Raw genomic sequence first — 18,361 nt, forward strand, 5'->3', positions numbered from 1 at the left:
TATACCCCAAAGAGGCTTACCAGAACCGCTGCTGGGTCAACCGGCTCCACCAGGTCAGCAGCACGCGGTCCACCGAACCGCTGGCCGCCAGGCCCACGCGCTCTTGCAGGCTCTTGCGCTCAGAGTAATGCAGGTGGAATACCTCGGCGGTCTTGGCCTTGGTGGCCAGGTATTCGTCGCTGGTTTGCAGCTCGTCGACCAGTTGCTTGTCGAGGGCTGCAACACCCAGCCACACTTCCCCGGTCGCCACTTCGTCGATCGCCAGCTGCGGGCGATAGCGCGACACGAAGTTCTTGAACAACTGGTGAGTGATGTCCAGGTCTTCCTGGAACTTCTCCCGGCCCTTATCGGTGTTTTCGCCAAACACGGTGAGGGTGCGTTTGTATTCGCCGGCGGTCAGCACTTCAAAGTCGATATCGTGCTTTTTCAACAGGCGGTTGACGTTGGGCAACTGCGCCACCACCCCGATGGAACCGAGGATCGCGAACGGTGCGCTGATGATCTTCTCGCCAATGCACGCCATCATGTAGCCGCCGCTGGCCGCGACCTTGTCGATGCACACGGTCAACGGCACGCCCGCCTGGCGAATCCGCGCCAGTTGCGACGACGCCAACCCGTAGCTGTGAACCATGCCGCCGCCGCTTTCCAGGCGCAGCACCACTTCGTCCTTGGGCGTGGCCAGGCTCAGCAAGCCAGTGATTTCATGACGCAGGCTCTCGGTGGCCGAGGCCTTGATGTCGCCGTCGAAGTCGAGCACGAACACCCGTGGCTTGGCCTCGGGTTTCTTTTTGCTGTTCTTCTTTTCGGCTTTGCTTTCAGACTTGCGCAGGGCCTTGAGCTGATCCTTGTCGAGCACGGTCGATTCAAGGCGCTCGCGCAGGCCTTTGTAGAAATCATTCAGCTTGCTGACCTGCAACTGGCCAGCCGATTTGCGACGACCTTTGCTGCGCAGTGCCGCGAAGCTGATCAGTACCACCAGAATCGCGACCACCAGGGTGACGGTCTTCGCCAGAAAGCTCGCGTATTCAGCCAAAAAATCCATGTGTCTCCTTAACAATGCACGGCGCCAGGCGCGGATCGCCCAAGCATACCGACGGGACCGCCGGGGAGCCAGTGCTCAAACCGCCAGCAGGCAGGCGCTCTAACACGCTTTTAAAACAAGCGTATGTTTTTTCATTGACAGCTCGCAGGCATCCTCATAACCTCGCCAGACTTTCAACGTACCGGGAAAACGGACGTGGGCAGCATCTATCTGATTCGACATGGCCAGGCCTCCTTCGGTGCAGACGACTATGACGTCCTGTCGCCCGTCGGCGTGGAACAAGCGCAAATCCTCGGTCGCCACCTGGCAGACATGGGCATGACGTTCGACCGCTGCGTCGCCGGCGACCTGCGCCGCCAGCAGCACACCGCCACGGCCGCATTCGATCAATACAGCGCCCTCGGCCTGGCGGTTCCAGCCCTGGAAGTCGACAGCGCCTTCAACGAATTCGACGCCGACGCGATCATCCGCGCCCTGCTCCCCGACCTGCTCACCCGCGAACCCGACGCCCTGGACATCCTGCGCAACGCCGCGCAGAACCGCAGCGAGTTCCAGCGCATCTTCGCCCTGATCATCGAGCGCTGGGTGGCCGGCACTTACGATACGCCGGGGCTGGAAAGCTGGCTGGGGTTTGTCGAGCGCGTCCAGGGTGGCCTGCAGCGTCTGCTGGAAGCGGCCGACAACACGCACAAGATCGCCGTGTTTACCTCCGGCGGCACTATTACTGCCCTGCTCCACCTGATTACCCGGATGCCGGCCGCCCAGGCCTTCGAACTGAACTGGCAAATTGTTAACACCTCGCTCAACCAGCTGAAATTCCGCGGTCGCGAGGTGGCACTGGCTTCCTTCAACAGTCATACCCACTTGCAACTGTTGAAGGCGCCGCAGCTCATCACTTTCCGATGAAGTGCGGCCAACCGTGACCCCAAGGTCGCTGGACTCTACCCTAAAGGATCGAAACCATGACTGACGTAGCTAAAGCCGTAGAAGCAATGAAAGCCAAATTCAACCCAGCCGCTGCTGCCGGCCTGGACCTGGTATTCGGTTTCTGTATCGATGACAGCGAACACTTCTCGCTGATCGTCAAAGACGGCACCTGTGAACTGCAGAAAGGCGAAAACCCAGACGCCCTGGTGACCCTGGTCATGAACGGCGAAACACTGAAAGGCATCGTCAGCGGCGAAACCGACGGCATGCAGGCCTTCATGAGCGGCAACCTGCGCACCGAAGGCGACATGATGCTGGCGATGAAGCTGAGCGATCTGTTCCCTTCCTGAGAACGCTGGCTGTAACGCACGCATTGAAATGACAAATCCCGCCAATGGCGGGATTTGTCGTTTCTCGGCCGGCGATCAGCGATCAGCGGCGTCGACTTTCTTGAACTGCTCCAAATCTGGTGGGGGATGGCAGCGTTCGCCATGATCTACATCCTTGTAAAACTCGGGGCGGCGAATTTACCCGATTCAAGGCATGGACGGTACATGCAACAGCAACGCCACCAACGCACTCCACCCCGTCTGGTGTGACGCCCCCAACCCGCGCCCAGTCTCCCCATGGAAATACTCATGGAACAACACCAGATCACGGCTGGCCGGGTCCGCCTCCAACTGCGCATACCCGGCCATCGACGGACGCAGGCCATTGTCATCCCTGAGGACCAATCGGCTCAGACGCTGGCTGAGGCTGTCGGCGACTTCCTCCAGGGACGACAGATAACCACTGCCCGTCGGGTACTCCACCGAGAAGTTATCCGCGTAGTACCGATGAAACTCGCGCAACGATTCGATCAGCATGTAATTCACCGGCATCCACAACGGCCCGCGCCAGTTGGAATTGCCGCCGTACAGACGCGAATCGGACTCACCGGGTTGGTAGCGCGCGCACAACGTGTCGCCGTTCATCTTCAGCGCCAGGGGCTGCTCGGCAAAGGCCTTGGACATTGAGCGCACGCCAAACGCCGAAAGAAACTCATCGTCATCCAGCATGCGCCGCAGCAAGTCCTTGGTGCGCTCGCCGCGCAATAACGCCAGCAACAGGCGATTGCCCTGCCCCGGTTCGTTCCAGCGCGAGACCAGCTTGGCCAGGTCCGGCCGGTGGTGCATGAAGCCCAACAACCGCTCACGCAAGCCTTCGAGGCCCTCATGTTCGCGCTGTTCCAGCACCAGCACGGCGAACAGCGGCATCAGGCCGACGATGGAACGCAGGCGCACCGGTTCGTTCTGACCGTCGGGACGGTGCAGTACGTCGTAGAAGAACAGGTCCTGTTCGTCCCACAGGCCCTCGGCGCTGTCGTCGACACGGTTGATCACGCCAGCGATATACAGGAAGTGCTCGAAAAACTTCACCGCGATATCGACGTACACAACATTGCGCTTGGCCAGTTCCAGCGCGATACGCATCAGGTCCAGCGCATACGCCGCCACCCACGCCGTGCCGTCGGCCTGATCCAGTTGGTAGCCCGGCGGCAGCGCGGCCGAGCGGTCGAACAAGGCGATATTGTCCAGGCCGAGGAACCCACCCTGGAACAGGTTGCGCCCTTCGGCATCCTTGCGGTTGACCCACCAGGAGAAATTCAGCAGCAACTTGTGGAAGATCCGCTCCAGGAAATCCATGTCGCCGACGCCGGTCAACGCCTTGTCCTGCTGATACACCCGCCAACAGGCCCAGGCATGCACCGGCGGGTTGGCGTCGTCGAAGCGCCATTCATAGGCCGGCAACTGGCCGTTGGGGTGCATGAAGCGGTCCTTCACCAGCAGCAACAGTTGTTGCTTGGCATACCCCGGATCGATCAGCGCCATGGCCACCGCCTGAAAGCCCTGGTCCCAGGAGGCATACCACGGGTATTCCCAGGTGTCGGGCATGGAGAGGATGTCGAAGTTGGACAGGTGCCGCCAATGGCTATTGCGCCGTTGCAGGCGTTCGGGCGGCGGCGCGGGTTGGGTCGGGTCGCCGTCGAGCCATTGGTTCACGTCGAAGTAATAGAGCTGCTTGGACCACAGCAAACCGGCCAGGGCCTGGCGCTGCACATTGCGCGCGTCGGCGTCGGCGATACCCTGTTGCAACGCGGCGTAGAAGTCATCGGCTTCCTGGCGGCGCTGTTCAAACAGCTTGCGCGCATTGACCTCGGGCGCGTCCTTGGGCGCAAAGCGCAGATACACGACTTTGCGCTCCAGACCCGCCAACTCCAGGATGAAACGCGCGGCCGCCTTGGTGCCGCTGTCGCGGCGAATCGCGGTTTCCTGCCCCGCCACCACGTAATCGTTGATCCCATCCTTGAACGGCCCCGGCGCCGGTTGCCCGTCCAGCTTGGGGGCGTTGCTTTCGTTTTCGCAGAACAACCACTCGACGCCGTCCTGACCCCAGGCGCTGAGGTGGCGGTCCGGCAATTCATGATGCCGCGCCAGCACGCGCTCGCCGTCCAGCCGCAACTGCGGTTTCGGCGCGCCGACGGTCCAACTCCAATCATTGCGCGCCCACACCTGCGGCAGCACTTGCAGGCGTGTCGGCTGGTCGGAGCGGTTGTGGACGCTGACGCGCATGAAGATATCGTCGGGCTGGTGCTTGGCGTATTCGACGCTGACATCGCAATACCGGTTGTCTTCAAACACGCCGGTATCGAGGATTTCGTACTCGGCGTCCGCCAGCCCGCGCTGGGCGTTTTCGGCGATCAGGTCGGCGTAGGGAAACGCCGCGTGGGGATATTTGTAGAGCATACGCATGTAGGCATGACTCGGCACACCGTCGACGAAAAAGTACAGTTCCTTGACGTCCTCACCGTGGTTGCCCTCGGCGTTGTTCAGGCCGAACAGGCGCTCCTTGATGATCGCGTCACGCTCGTTCCACAGCGCCAGGCCCAGGCACCAGCGTTGCGCCTTGTCACTGAACCCGGCCAGGCCATCCTCGCCCCAGCGGTAAGCGCGGCTGCGCGCATGTTCGTGCGGGAAGTAACGCCAGGCATCGCCGTCGGCGCTGTAGTCCTCGCGCACCGTGCCCCATTGGCGTTCGCTCAGGTACGGGCCCCACTCGCGCCAGCACTCGGCGGAATCGGCGGCCAGGCGCTGGCCTTCAGTGGTTTGCACAATAGTGGCGCTCATCCAATCCTCCCTCAGCCATCGCGTAAGGCCAGTGTAGAACCCATTCCCGGCGGGATGCACATGAAGACGGTTTTACCCCACTCATTCGTTTGCAGAATGAAGTCCAGAGGAATCTTCGTTTGCGCGGGCCTGCGGCGCCCAACAGAATCGGGGGTAACGGCATTCATTACTCTTACCGCAGCCAGGAATTTTTCTATGCCCAGCACCGCGTTTATCAGCCCCGACGACATCCGCAAAGGTTTTTCCAAGGCCATGTCCGACATGTACCGCGATGAAGTGCCCCTGTACGGCGCGCTGATGGAGCTGGTGGCCGACATCAACCGCCGCGTGCTCGACGCCGACCCGAGCCTGGCGCAACAACTGCAACGGACCGGCGAAATCCAGCGCCTGGACATGGAACGCCACGGCGCCATTCGCCTGGGTACCGCCGCCGAACTGGCGACCATCCGCCGCCTGTTCGCGGTGATGGGCATGCAACCGGTGGGCTACTACGACCTGACCCCGGCCGGCGTGCCGGTGCATTCCACCGCATTTCGCGCCGTGCATGAATGCGCGCTGCAAACCAGCCCGTTTCGCGTATTCACCTCGTTGCTGCGCCTGGAACTGATCGAGAACCCCGAACTGCGCGCCTTCGCCGAAGCCGCCCTGGCCAAGCGTTCGATCTTCACCCCCGGCGCCCTCGCCCTGATCGAACAAGCGGAACGCGATGGCGGCCTCAACGCTGACGACGCCGAGGTATTCATCCGCCAGGCCCTGGAAACCTTCCGCTGGCACCACACCGCCACCGTCACCGCCGCGCAGTACCGGCAACTGAGCGACCAGCATCGCCTGATCGCCGACGTGGTGGCCTTCAAGGGCCCGCACATCAACCACCTGACCCCGCGCACCCTGGATATCGACCAGGTCCAGGCCGCCATGCCCGGCAAAGGCATCACCCCCAAAGCCGTGATCGAAGGCCCGCCGCGCCGCCACTGCCCGATCCTGCTGCGCCAGACCAGCTTCAAGGCCCTCGACGAAACCATCGCCTTCACCGACGCCCAAGGCAGCCACAGCGCGCGTTTCGGCGAAATCGAACAACGCGGCGTCGCCCTCACACCCAAAGGCCGCACGCTGTACGACCAACTGCTGAATGCCGCCCGCGACGCACTCGGCGCCTTCCCCAACGAAGCCAACGCCGCGCATTACATGCACTTGATGGAACAGCACTTCCAGGCCTTCCCGGACGACCACACACAAATGCGCGAACAAGGCCTGGCCTACTTCCGCTACTTCGCCACCGACAAAGGCCTCGCGGCACGCGGCCAAGCCGACCAACCGCGCACGCTGGACGCGCTGATCGCCGCCGGTCACGTCGATGTAGAACCGCTGGTGTATGAGGATTTTCTGCCGGTGAGTGCCGCGGGGATTTTCCAGTCGAACCTGGGGGATGCAGCGCAAAGTCACTACACAGCCAACTCGAACCAGGCCGAATTCGAACAGGCACTGGGGCGCAAGACCCTTGATGAGTTGGCGCTGTATGCCGAGACGCAACAACGCTCGATGGATGAATGCACTCACACGCTACTGGCCTGAAACAAACTGCCCGCCCGGCTCAGCAGCGCAATCCTCGCGCCCTATAACCCCCCAGAGCCGGGTGGACGGCGGGCATCATAAGTATCGGAGGGAAGGATGTCGTTCAGCCAAATCTGAAAAAATGTGCAAGGGAGCGACTGACGCGCTCCCTGCGGGGTGAATGGATCGCGCGCTTTACTCCAGCAAACCCTTGATCTCATCTTTAACCAACAAGCGTTTTTCCTTTAACTTCTTCAGCTCCTCATCGCTGCCGGCCGCCTTTTCAGCGCTCACCACCAGTTCGTCGACGGCGTTGTATTTATCAAACAGCGCGTTCAGACGCGGATTTTTCGCCCGGTGTCCATCGACTTCGTCCTTGCTCAAACCCAAGTCCTGATACAGGTCGTGTTTCACTGGCATGGCCTACCTCCGCAAGTTGATCAATGATTACGCCCTTGAAGCTAGCCCATTCCAGGGGGTCTTGTCATGTTTGCGGGCAAACCAGTTCCGTTCGTCGCTACACCGGCGATGGAATCAAACCTTTGCCGCGCCCTGCCCTCCACTGTAGATCGCCACCCGAGGGAGACCGGTTTCATGAATCACGCCGCCACCGCTGTCGACACCCAATGCATCAACACCCTGCGCACCCTGGCCATGGATGCCGTGCAGAAGGCCAATTCCGGCCACCCCGGCACGCCCATGGGCCTGGCGCCGGTGGGGTATACGCTGTGGAGTCGCTTCCTGCGTTATCACCCGGAGCATCCCGACTGGCCCAACCGCGACCGTTTTGTGTTGTCGGTGGGGCATGCATCGATGCTGCTGTATTCGTTGCTGCACCTGGCCGGCGTGGTCGAGATCGACGCCCAGGGCCAGCGCTCGGGGCTGCCGGCGATCAGCCTGGACGATATCCAGCAGTTCCGGCAGATGGGTTCCAAGACCCCAGGCCACCCCGAGTACCGCATGACCACCGGCGTAGAAACCACCACCGGCCCCCTCGGCCAGGGGTGCGCCAACAGCGTCGGCATGGCCATGGCCGGGCGCTGGTTGGGCGAGCGCTTCAACCGCGACGGCCAAGTGCTGTTCGACTACAACGTCTACACCCTGTGCGGCGACGGCGACATGATGGAAGGCATCAGCAGCGAAGCCGCCTCCCTGGCCGGGCATTTGCGGTTGGACAACCTGTGCTGGATCTATGACAACAACACCATCAGCATCGAAGGCCACACCGAACTGGCCTTCAGCGAGGACGTGATCCAGCGTTTCCAGGCCTATGGCTGGCACACCTTGCACGTGACCGATGCCAACGACCTGCACGCCCTGAGCACGGCGCTGCAGACCTTCCAGCGCAATACCGGTGCGCCGACCCTGATCGTGGTCGACAGCGTGATCGGCTACGGCTCGCCGCACAAACACAACACCGCCGCCGCCCATGGCGAGCCCCTGGGCGAGGCGGAGATCCGCCTGACCAAGGCCGCGTATGGCTGGCCGGAAGACGCCAGCTTCCTGGTGCCCGAGGAGGCGCGCACGGTGTTGCGTGATGCATTGCACGCGCGGGCCGAGCCGTTGTACCGACAGTGGCAGCAAACCCTGGCGTCCCTCGACCCGCAACTGGCCGACGAACTGCAACGCATGCGCGCCGGGAACATGCCCGAGCAATGGCAGGCTGAACTGCCCAGCTTCGACCCCGACGCCAAGGGCATGGCCAGCCGTGCCGCCGGCGGCGCGGTGCTGAATGCCTTCGCCCGGCAGATTCCCTGGCTGCTGGGCGGCTCGGCGGATTTGTCGCCGTCGACCAAAACCAACCTGACCTTCGACGGCGCCGGACGTTTCAGTGCCGACGACTACAGCGGACGCAACCTGCACTTCGGCATCCGTGAACATGCCATGGGGGCGATCGCCAATGGCATGGCGCTGTCCTACCTGCGCCCGTACACCTCGACGTTCCTGGTGTTCAGCGACTACATGAAGCCGCCGATCCGCCTCGCGGCAATCATGGAATTGCCGGTGGTGTTCGTGTTTACCCATGACTCGATCGGCGTCGGCGAAGACGGCCCGACACACCAGCCGATCGAGCACCTGAGCCAACTGCGCGCCACGCCGGGGTTGCTGACCCTGCGTCCCGGCGACGCGAATGAAACCCTGGAACTGTGGAAGGTTGCCCTGGCCCAGACTCACCGGCCGAGCTGCATGGTGTTGTCGCGCCAACCGCTGCCGACTCTGGACCGCACGCAGTACGCAGCCGCGTCCGGTGCCGCCCAGGGAGCCTATGTGCTGGCCGGCGCCGCACACCCCGAGGTCATCCTGCTGGCAACCGGCAGCGAAGTCAGCCTGGCGGTGGCGGCGTATGAACAGCTCAAAGGCGAAGGCATTGCCGCGCAGGTGGTCTCGATGCCCAGCTGGGAGCTGTTCGAAGAGCAGCCCACCGCCTACCGCGACAGCGTACTGCCGCCAGCGGTGACCGCGCGGGTGGTGGTGGAACAGGCCGGTCCGTTGGGCTGGGACCGCTATGTCGGACAGACCGGCGCCAAAGTGGTGATGAACAGCTTTGGCGCATCGGCGCCCCTGGCCAAGTTGCAGGAGAAGTTCGGGTTTACCGTGGAGAATGTGGTGAAGCTGGCCAAGCAACAGATCCAACGGCAGGAACATTGATCACAACGGTGACTGACACTCCGCTATCGGGGGCAAGCCCCCTCCCACATTGACCGCATTCCCTTGGTTGATCGGCGGGGTTAGTGGCATTTGCTCATGCTCGGGTGCCGGCGGTGAGCCCCACTCTCCCATGTGGGAGGGGGCTTGCCCCCGATAGCGGTGCATCAGTCACTGCATGAGTACCTGAACCACTGAAGTGCGCCCCATTGATGGTCAGACCAGCTCTCGGGCGAGGAACGGCGCGGTGCGGCTTTTCTTGCTCTTCGCCACCTGTCGCGGCGTGCCGCTGGCAACCACCTTGCCGCCCAGGTCCCCAGCGCCCGGCCCGATATCGATCACCCAGTCACTCTGGGCCACCACGCGCATTTCATGCTCCACCACAACCACCGTATGCCCGGCGTCGACCAGATGGTTCAGTTGGCGGAGCAAGCGGTCCACATCCCGTGGGTGCAGGCCGGTCGTCGGTTCGTCCAGCACATACAAGGTGGCGCCCCGGGCATTGCGTTGCAGTTCGGTGGCCAGCTTGATGCGCTGCGCTTCGCCCCCGGACAGTTCCGTCGCCGGTTGGCCGAGGCGCAGATAGCCCAGGCCGATGTCGCGCAGCACCAGCAACGACCGCAGCACCCCCGGCTGCTCGGCAAACACCTCCACCGCCTGCTCGACGGTCAAGCCGAGCACTTGGGCAATGTTCAAACCTTGCCATTGGATCGCCAGGGTCTCGGGGTTGTAGCGCGCCCCGTGGCAAGTCGGGCACGGCGCATACACGCTGGGCATGAACAGCAACTCAACGCTGACGAACCCTTCGCCCTCGCAATTCGCGCAGCGGCCCTTGGCGACATTGAAAGAAAACTGCCCCGCATCGTAATCGCGCTGCTTTGCGGCCGGTGTGGCAGCGAACAGTTTGCGCACGTTGTCGAACAGCCCGGTGTAGGTCGCCAGGTTGGAGCGCGGGGTGCGGCCGATGGGTTTCTGGTCCACCTGCACCAGCCGGTGAATCCGTTCCAGCCCGGCGCTGATGCACCCGCCGCTGGTGGGCGGGGCATCGTCTTCCAGGCTCGGTTCGTCGTCGCTTTCCGGCACGCGGCCGAGGCCGCTGCCCACCAACTCCAGCAGCGCCTGGCTGACCAGGCTGGATTTGCCCGAGCCGGAAATACCGGTCACCGCAGTGAAGCAACCCAGCGGGAAATCGACACTCAAATCCTTGAGATTATTACGTGTCACGCCCTCCAGGCTCAGCCAGCCGGCCGGTTCGCGGCGCCGGGGATTGGCCGGGCGCCGTTCGGCAAACAGGTACTCACGGGTCTGCGACGCTTCAACCTGCGCCAAACCCGCCGGCGGTCCGCTGTACAGCACTTGCCCGCCGTGTTCACCGGCCGCCGGGCCGACGTCGATCAGCCAGTCGGCGCGGCGCATGGTTTCCAGGTCGTGCTCCACCACAAACAACGAATTGCCGGCGGCTTTCAAACGCGCCAGCGCAGTGAACAGCGCTTCGCCATCTGCCGGGTGCAGCCCCGCCGACGGCTCATCCAGCACATAGATCACGCCGAACAACTGCGAGCCCAGTTGCGTAGCCAGGCGCAAGCGCTGCAACTCGCCGGACGACAAGGTCGGCGTGCTGCGCTCCAGGGACAGATAGCCCAGCCCCAGCTCGGTCAGGGTGCTGACCCGTTCGAGCAGATCCTCGGCGATGCGCTGGGCGGCCAGGCGCTTTTCCAGCGACAGTTTCATCGTGTCCTGCCCCGCCGCCACCGGCCGCAGCAGCTCGGCCAATTGAGTCAGCGACAGTTGCGAGAGTTCGCCGATGTCCACCCCGGCAAACTTCACCGACAACGCCGCCTGGGTCAGCCGCTTGCCGTCGCACAACGGGCAGGCGCTGCCCTGCATGAACTGCGCGACACGCTTTTTCATCAGCGCACTTTGGGTGTGGCTGAAGGTGTGCAGGATATAGCGCCGCGCGCCGCTGAACGTGCCCTGGTAGCTCGGCTCCAGCTTGCGTTTCAGCGCCTCGCGGGTCTGCTCCGGGGTGAAACCGGCGTACACCGGCACGGTCGGGGTTTCTTCGGTAAACAGGATCCAGTCGCGCTGCTTTTTCGGCAAATCACGCCACGGGATGTCGACGTCATAGCCCAGGGTCACCAGGATGTCGCGCAGGTTCTGGCCTTGCCACGCCAAGGGCCAGGACGCGACCGCACGCTGGCGGATGGTCAGCGAGGGATCGGGCACCATCAGCGCCTCGGTCACCTCATACACGCGGCCCAGGCCGTGGCATTGCGGGCAGGCGCCCTGGGGCAGGTTCGGCGAAAAGTCCTCGGCATACAGCATCGCCTGCCCCGGCGGATAACTGCCGGCGCGCGAATAGAGCATGCGGATCAGGCTGGACAACGTCGTGACACTGCCCACCGACGAACGCGCACTCGGCGTGCCGCGCTGTTGTTGCAGGGCCACGGCAGGCGGCAGGCCTTCGATGGAGTCCACATCGGGCACGCCGACCTGATCGATCAGGCGTCGCGCATAGGGCGCCACCGATTCGAAATAGCGCCGCTGGGCCTCGGCATACACCGTGGAAAATGCCAGGGACGACTTGCCGGAACCCGACACGCCGGTAAACACCACCAGGGCATCCCGCGGGATATCCACATCGACGTTACGCAGGTTATGTTCGCGAGCGCCGCGAACCCGGACGAACCCAAGCTGTTGGGTGGTGATCTGAGGGATGTTGCGCGATGAAGTCATGGTCAACCTTGTGGCGCGGCAAGCACGCGGCGCACCCGATGCGTCTGGGTTTCGGGGTTATAGGGCTTGCTCAGCAGATGAATGTCGGGGCTCAGCAGGTGCGGGATTTCGTTTCATTGCATATAGCTTATCCACGCAGGCCGGAGCAACTGCGCTCAGTGAAAATCCCGGCTGCGCACAGCGATGCCTTGCAGCAACGGCGACAGGTCGGTGAGGCGCCCAGCGATCAGGTGCCGCACCTCGCCCACCGCCTCCCAGCGCCCGTCCACCTTGAGCAGGCGCGAGCCGACCAGGGCCTGGCGCTGACGTTCTGCCAGGTCACGCCAGACCACCACATTCAGGTTGCCGAATTCATCCTCCAAGGTGACAAAGGTCACACCGCTGGCGGTGCCGGGGCGCTGGCGACCGGTCACCAGGCCGGCGACGCTGACAGTGCGGCCATGCTCCACCGCCATCAGCTCACGGGAACTGCGGCAGCGCCGTTTGCGCAATTCATCGCGCAACAACGCCAATGGATGCGGGCCCAGGGTGGTGCCGAGCGTGGCGTAATCGGCCTGCAGGTCTTCGCCCACCGTGGGTGTCGGCAACTCCACCCGCGCTTCGTCGGGGCTGGGCAGGCCGGCGAACAGCCCGAGTTGTTTGTGTACCCCCGCCACTTCCCAGCGCGCCGTGTGCCGGTTGCCGGCCAACGCCCGCAAGGCTCCGGCATCCGCCAGCAAGGCTTGGGCGCGGGGATCCAGCCCGGCGCGTCGGTCGAGGTCGGCAATGTCGCTGAATGCACGGTGCTCGCGCGCCGCTTCGATCCGTCGCCCATCCTCTTCGCGAAACCCCGCGATCATGCGCAACCCCAGGCGAATCGCCGGTTGCGCGCCAGCGATGGGTTCCAGACTGCAATCCCAGTCACTGGCCTGCACGTCCACCGGGCGGATCTGCAAACGATGGCGCCGCGCGTCCTGCAGGATCTGGTCCGGGCTGTAGAACCCCATGGGCCAACTGTTGATCAACGCACAGGCGAAGGCCGCCGGTTCATGGCATTTGAGCCAGCAACTGGCGTAGGTCAACAAGGCAAAACTGGCGGCGTGGGATTCCGGGAAGCCATAGCTGCCAAAACCCTTGATCTGCTCGAAGATCTGCGCGGCGAAGGCTTCGCTGTAGCCGTTTTTGAGCATGCCGGTGCGCAAGCGTTGCTGGTGCGGTTCAAGGCCGCCGTGACGCTTCCAGGCCGCCATGGAACGGCGCAACTGATCAGCTTCGCCAGGGCTGTAATCGGCAGCAACCATGGCGATCTGCATCACCTGTTCCTGGAACAACGGCACGCCGAGGGTGCGTTCGAGCACCGCTTCAAGCTGCGGCGACGGATAGGTGGTGGGCTCCTCTTTGTTCCGCCGCCGCAGGTACGGATGCACCATGCCGCCCTGGATCGGCCCCGGGCGCACGATGGCGACTTCAATCACCAGGTCGTAAAAGGTCTGCGGCTTGAGCCTGGGCAACATCGACATCTGCGCCCGCGACTCGATCTGGAACACGCCGAGGGTGTCGGCCTTGCTGATCATTGCGTAGGTGGCCGGGTCTTCCTTGGGGATCGTCGCCAGGCACAGGTCGTGGCCACGGTGGCGACGCAGCAGGTCGAAACAGCGGCGGATCGCGCTGAGCATGCCCAGGGCGAGGATATCCACCTTGAGCAGGCCGACGGCGTCGAGGTCGTCCTTGTCCCACTGGATGATGGTGCGCTCGGCCATCGCCGCATTTTCCACCGGCACCAGGGTGTCCAGCGGGTGTTCGGAAATCACGAAGCCGCCGGGGTGCTGAGAGAGGTGCCGGGGGAAACCGATCAGTTGCTGGGTCAGCGCGAGTATGCGGCGCAGCACCGGGCTGTCGGGGTCGAAACCGCCTTCACGCAGGCGTTCCAGGGGTGGCGCTTGGTCACTCCAGCGCCCGCAGCACTCGGCCAGGGCATTGACCTGGTCCGGCGGCAACCCCAGGGCCTTGGCCACATCGCGCACCGCGCCGGCACCGTGGTAGCTGCTGACCACCGCCGTCAGTGCTGCGCGGGTGCGGCCGTAGCGCTGGAACACGTATTGCAGCACCTCTTCGCGGCGTTCGTGTTCGAAGTCGACGTCAATGTCCGGCGGCTCGTTACGCTCCCGGGACAGGAAGCGCTCGAACAGCATGTTCATCAGGCTCGGGTTGATCTCGGTGATGCCCAAGGCAAAACACACCGCCGAGTTGGCCGCCGAACCCCGGCCCTGGCACAGGATCGAACGGCTGCGGGCAAAGCGCACGATGTCATGCACCGTGAGGAAATAGCTTTCATAGCCCAGCTCGCTGATCAGTTCCAACTCGCGGTCGATCTGCTGCCGGGTCTTGGCGTCGACCCCTTGCGGCCAGCGCCGGGCGATGCCTTCTTCGGTGACGGCGCGCAGCCAGGATCGGGCGTCATGGCCGGCGGGCACCAGCTCACGCGGATAGTGGTAGCGCAGTTGGCTGAGGTCGAAGGTACAACGGCGCGCGATGGCCAGGGTTTCGTCGAGCAACGACGGCGGATACAACGCCTGTAACGCCGGCAGGCTGCGCAGATGCCGCTCGCCGTTGGGATGCAGGCGCGTGCCGGCTTCGGCCACCAGTACGTGATGGCGGATGGCGGTCATGGTGTCTTGCAGGGCGCGGCGGCCGCGGGCATGCATATGCACATCGCCGCAGGCCACCGCCGGGAGCTGCAGGCTGGCGGCCAGGGCCAGGCGTTGCTCCAGGTGACGCGCATCGTCCTGCCCGCAATGCAGGTGCACCGCCAGCCACAGGCGCTCGGCGAAGGTACGGCGCAGCCATTGGATCGAGGCCTGGGTGTCGCTGTCTTCGGCAATCCAGAGCGCCAACAGGCCGGGCAGCGGTTGGTCGAAGTCTTCTGGCAGCAGGCGATAACGGCCCTTCTCCGCCCGTCGTCGGGCCAGGGTGATCAAGCGGCACAGGTGCTGGTAGCCGCTGAGGTCTTCCACCAGCAGTAGCAGTTTCGGGCCGTTTTCGACGCGCATCTCACTGCCGATGATCAGCGGCAAACCCACCGCTTTCGCCGCCTGCCAGGCGCGCACGATGCCAGCCAGGGTGCATTCGTCAGTGATCGCCAGGGCGCTGTAGCCCTCGCGCTTGGCCCGCTCGAACAACTCCAGCGCCGTGGAGGCGCCGCGCTGGAAGCTGAAGTTGGACAGGCAATGCAGCTCGGCGTAACTCATGCGAACCAGCCTTGCAGCCACAACCCGTCGCATTGCCCCACGGTGCGGTAGGCCCAGCCTTGCTGGCCGGCGCGGGTCTGGATCAGGTAATAGTCGCGGCGGATATCGGCGCCATCCCACCAGCCCGATTCGATGCGCTCCGGGCCCTTCAGGATCTGCACGCCCGCCTCGGCCAGCAAGGTCGGCTCGGCGAGCAGCCAGCCGGGGCGTTGCACGTTGTTCAAAGTGGGGCACGGGTTTTTATCGGTCGCCGCTTGCCAGGCACATTCGGGGCGGTGGTCGGCGTGAAAGCGCAGGCCGTGTACCGCCTCATCGCCAAGCCGGGCGCGCAGGCGTTCGCGCAGTTGCGCCCAGGGCAGGGTCTGTTGCGGGCGGTCGTCGAACAGGTCCTGGCGTTGCGGCACGAACACCGGCAGGTCCTGGGCCACCAGGCGAACACCGCGCACGGGGGACGTCACTTGCACCTGCTCCAGACGCCCGCGGGCCAGTTCGAACAGCATCGGCGCTTCACGCTCGGCGCTGAGCAGGCCGACCGGGATCACGCTGTCGGGGGCCTGGGCGTGTTCCAGGTGCAGGGCGAAACGCTGGACGCCACTGTCGCGGCCACAGAGGAAGGCGGACAGGTCGCCGGTCAGGCGGCGCAGCGGGAATAACAGGGCCTGGTGGGATTGCACGTCGTAGTTCAGCTCGATGCGTACATCGAAGCGGTCCGGCGGCTGATAGAAGCCCAGCGCCAACGGCCGCTGCCCGCTCAGGGCATCCAGATGCTTGAGCAACGCCGCATCGAAGCGCCGCGCCAGTGTGTGCCGGGGCAACGCCTGCACCTGGGCCAGGCTGCGCAAGCCCATCCGCGACAAGGCGATAGCGGCCTGCGGGTCCAGGCCGGCGCGGTCGATGGGCAGTGGCGCCAAGGCCTGCATCAACGCGTGATCATCGGCCACGGCCAGGCCATCGTAGCGGTTCGCCAGAACCCGCGCCGCCGCCGGGTTGGGCGCGGCGACGATGCGATGACGAAAGCCCAGCTCGCTCAGCTCTTTGCGCAGGCGGGCCTCGAAGCGCGGCCAGGGCCCGAACAGGCCCAGGCTCGACTCGATCTCAAACAGCAATGCGCGCGGGTAAAACACGCTGACCTGGGAACTGAACTGGTAGGCCCAGGCCGCCAGAAACTGCTGCCAGCGTTCGATCTCCACGGGGTCGTATTCGGCGCAGGCAAAGGTTTTGACCAGCGCATGCGCCGCCGTCAGCGATTGACCGGAGCGCAGGCCCAAGGCGTGCGCGGCCGCGTTGACGGTTTGCAGGACGCGCCGCTGCGGCGTGCCGGCCAGCAGCGCCAGCGGCTCGTGCGGCGTCGGATGCATACGCTGCACCGCGTCCAGCGCCAATTGCGGGAAGACAATACACACCCAGCGCATGCCAACCTCAGTACCCGGCCAGCGCAATCGGCGCCGGGTGGGCCAGCCCGCCCCGGCACTTGAGCACCCGCACTTGCGCGGGCCGGGCGTCGACCGCCAGGCGCAGAGCGGCCGGCGAGGCGTTGAGCGCATCACTCAGGGCGCGCCAGGCAAACGCCAGGGTCTGCCCGGTTTCCGCCGCCACCTGCAAGCGCCGCAAGGCACGATCATCGGCCTTGCGCGGCCAGCACAACACCGCACCGCAACTGCCCGAACGCAGGCACTGCTCGACCGCCCACAACGCATCCCGCTCCTCGGCCCGGACCACCGTGAGCTGACGCAAATCCACCCCGGCGTTCTGCCAGGCGTGGGGGTACGGCGTGTAGGGCGGCGCCACCAGCACAATGCGCTCCCCCGCCGCCGACAAACGCGCCAGGGTCGGCAACACCAGTTGCAGTTCGCCCACGCCGTCCTTGGCCATGAGGATTTCGCTGAGGGCCGACTCCGGCCAGCCGCCCGTGGGCAGCACCGCATCCAGCGCCGCCAGCCCCGTGGGGTGAACACTGGCCGGTGGCGCGGCGGGCCGGCCCTTCCACACGCGCCCGCCATTGAACAGCGCGTCCAGGGCAACGACGGCGCCCATCAGCCTTGCCTCACCAGGCCGCAGAACACGCCTTCGATGGCCAGGTCCTGATCGGGCCCGACCACGATGGGTTGATACGCGGGGTTGCGCGGCAGCAGCCGCACGTTGTCGCCATTGCGTTCGAAACGTTTGATGGTGACTTCACCGTCCAGGCGCGCCACCACAATCTGCCCGTTCACGGCTTCGGCACTGCGGCGCACGCCCACCAAATCGCCGTCGAGGATGCCGTCTTCGATCATTGAGTCGCCCTGCACCCGCAACAGATAGTCCGGGGTTTTCGCGAAAGTGGCCGGGTCGAGTTGCAGGCGGCTGTGGACTTCGGCATCGGCGCCGATGGGCAAACCGGCGGCGACACGGCCCAGGACCGGGACGTCCAGCCATTCGGGCCGCGCTGGCGGGTTGAGCAGGCGAATGCCACGGGCCTGGTTGGGGTTGACTTCGATGAAGCCGGCTTCGGTCAGGGCCACAACGTGTTTACGGGCGACGCTGCGGGAGGCGAAGCCGAATGCCTCGGCGATCTCGGCGAGGCTGGGGGATTGGCCTTGTTGCGCGATGCGGTCGCGGATGAAGGTCAGGATGGCGGTGCGGCGGGGGGTTAGGGTTGTCATGGAGTACATTTGTACTCTTGTGGGAAATTTCTGACAAGAGCCGGTAGTCGGGGGTTGGCCTGGGTTGGGGGGGTGACCGTGTACATATCCGTTATTTAGGTCACGGCGGCTTAGGGTTCCGCCCTTACAGCGGGTCACTTTGGAAAAAAAGCCCCAAAGTAACCAAAGGGCTCTTGCCCCACCACTCGGCACCTCGCTAGTGCTCGGTGTGCCCTCACTCCGGCCAGCGTGGTTTAACGGGGCGCCTAAGATCAAAAGCAAAAGCCAGAGCCAGAGCAGAACGAGTTCTATCTGATCCATGGAGATCAAAATGTAGGAGGGGGCTTGCCCCCGATGGCGGTCTGTCAGCCAATACATGCATGGCTGATCCACTGCCATCGGGGGCAAGCCCCCTCCCACATTTCTGACCGAGTTCGGCTTGCA

At 64.3% G+C, this 18,361-nt stretch carries 12 protein-coding genes; 4 read left to right on the forward strand and 8 right to left on the reverse strand.

Translation table 11 applies throughout. The annotated features are described in order from the left end of the window. Positions 1-16: 16 nt before the first annotated feature. On the reverse strand, positions 17-1,042 hold the full coding sequence (gene sohB, locus ACP7E3_RS04880; RefSeq protein WP_057005447.1) for a protease SohB: 1,026 nt from the start codon (positions 1,040-1,042) through the stop codon (positions 17-19). 195 nt (positions 1,043-1,237) lie between these two features. On the opposite strand from sohB, the gene ACP7E3_RS04885 reads away from it, so the two are divergent. Together ACP7E3_RS04885 and ACP7E3_RS04890 are read left to right on the forward strand one after the other, a co-directional pair. Further along, a complete protein-coding gene (locus ACP7E3_RS04885; RefSeq protein ID WP_046383101.1) occupies positions 1,238-1,948 on the forward strand; it encodes a histidine phosphatase family protein in 711 nt (236 codons plus the stop codon). A 56-nt stretch (positions 1,949-2,004) separates the two neighbouring features. Further along, on the forward strand, positions 2,005-2,319 hold the full coding sequence (locus ACP7E3_RS04890) for an SCP2 sterol-binding domain-containing protein (protein ID WP_046383100.1): 315 nt from the start codon (positions 2,005-2,007) through the stop codon (positions 2,317-2,319). 186 nt (positions 2,320-2,505) lie between these two features. On the opposite strand, the gene ACP7E3_RS04895 is transcribed toward ACP7E3_RS04890, so the two are convergent. Further along, a complete protein-coding gene (locus ACP7E3_RS04895) occupies positions 2,506-5,136 on the reverse strand; it encodes an MGH1-like glycoside hydrolase domain-containing protein (RefSeq protein WP_426122439.1) in 2,631 nt (876 codons plus the stop codon). Positions 5,137-5,331: 195 nt separating this feature from the next. On the opposite strand from ACP7E3_RS04895, the gene hglS reads away from it, so the two are divergent. Continuing rightward, positions 5,332-6,708: a 2-oxoadipate dioxygenase/decarboxylase HglS gene (gene hglS / locus ACP7E3_RS04900; RefSeq protein ID WP_426122441.1), complete on the forward strand. Its 1,377-nt coding sequence runs from the start codon at positions 5,332-5,334 to the stop codon at positions 6,706-6,708. 174 nt (positions 6,709-6,882) lie between these two features. Here the strand turns inward: hglS and ACP7E3_RS04905 are convergent, their stop codons facing one another. Then, a complete protein-coding gene (locus ACP7E3_RS04905) occupies positions 6,883-7,107 on the reverse strand; it encodes a DUF465 domain-containing protein (protein WP_046383097.1) in 225 nt (74 codons plus the stop codon). 174 nt (positions 7,108-7,281) lie between these two features. On the opposite strand from ACP7E3_RS04905, the gene tkt reads away from it, so the two are divergent. After that, a complete protein-coding gene (tkt, locus tag ACP7E3_RS04910; RefSeq protein WP_426122443.1) occupies positions 7,282-9,336 on the forward strand; it encodes a transketolase in 2,055 nt (684 codons plus the stop codon). Between the two features lie 213 nt (positions 9,337-9,549). On the opposite strand, the gene uvrA is transcribed toward tkt, so the two are convergent. The 5 genes from uvrA to lexA form a co-directional block, all read right to left on the reverse strand. Further along, entirely contained in the window at positions 9,550-12,069 is a 2,520-nt protein-coding gene (gene uvrA, locus ACP7E3_RS04915; protein ID WP_426122445.1) for an excinuclease ABC subunit UvrA, read from the reverse strand. A gap of 155 nt (positions 12,070-12,224) precedes the next feature. Next, the gene (locus ACP7E3_RS04920; protein WP_426122447.1) at positions 12,225-15,317 is read right to left on the reverse strand and encodes an error-prone DNA polymerase; all 3,093 of its coding nucleotides are present in this window, start codon (positions 15,315-15,317) and stop codon (positions 12,225-12,227) included. Beyond that, on the reverse strand, positions 15,293-16,708 hold the full coding sequence (locus tag ACP7E3_RS04925) for a Y-family DNA polymerase (protein ID WP_057006075.1): 1,416 nt from the start codon (positions 16,706-16,708) through the stop codon (positions 15,293-15,295). The genes ACP7E3_RS04920 and ACP7E3_RS04925 overlap by 25 nt, the downstream gene beginning before the upstream one ends. A gap of 7 nt (positions 16,709-16,715) precedes the next feature. Beyond that, the gene (imuA, locus tag ACP7E3_RS04930; protein ID WP_057006076.1) at positions 16,716-17,330 is read right to left on the reverse strand and encodes a translesion DNA synthesis-associated protein ImuA; all 615 of its coding nucleotides are present in this window, start codon (positions 17,328-17,330) and stop codon (positions 16,716-16,718) included. Further along, positions 17,330-17,947, reverse strand: a complete 618-nt coding sequence (lexA, locus tag ACP7E3_RS04935; protein ID WP_426122450.1) for a transcriptional repressor LexA — start codon at positions 17,945-17,947, stop codon at positions 17,330-17,332. Before lexA ends, imuA begins: the two co-directional genes overlap by 1 nt. Between the last annotated feature and the right edge of the window lie 414 nt (positions 17,948-18,361).

The organism is Pseudomonas sp. PSPC2-3 (genome assembly GCF_049898265.1).
Taxonomy (GTDB): Bacteria; Pseudomonadota; Gammaproteobacteria; order Pseudomonadales; family Pseudomonadaceae; genus Aquipseudomonas; species Aquipseudomonas veronii.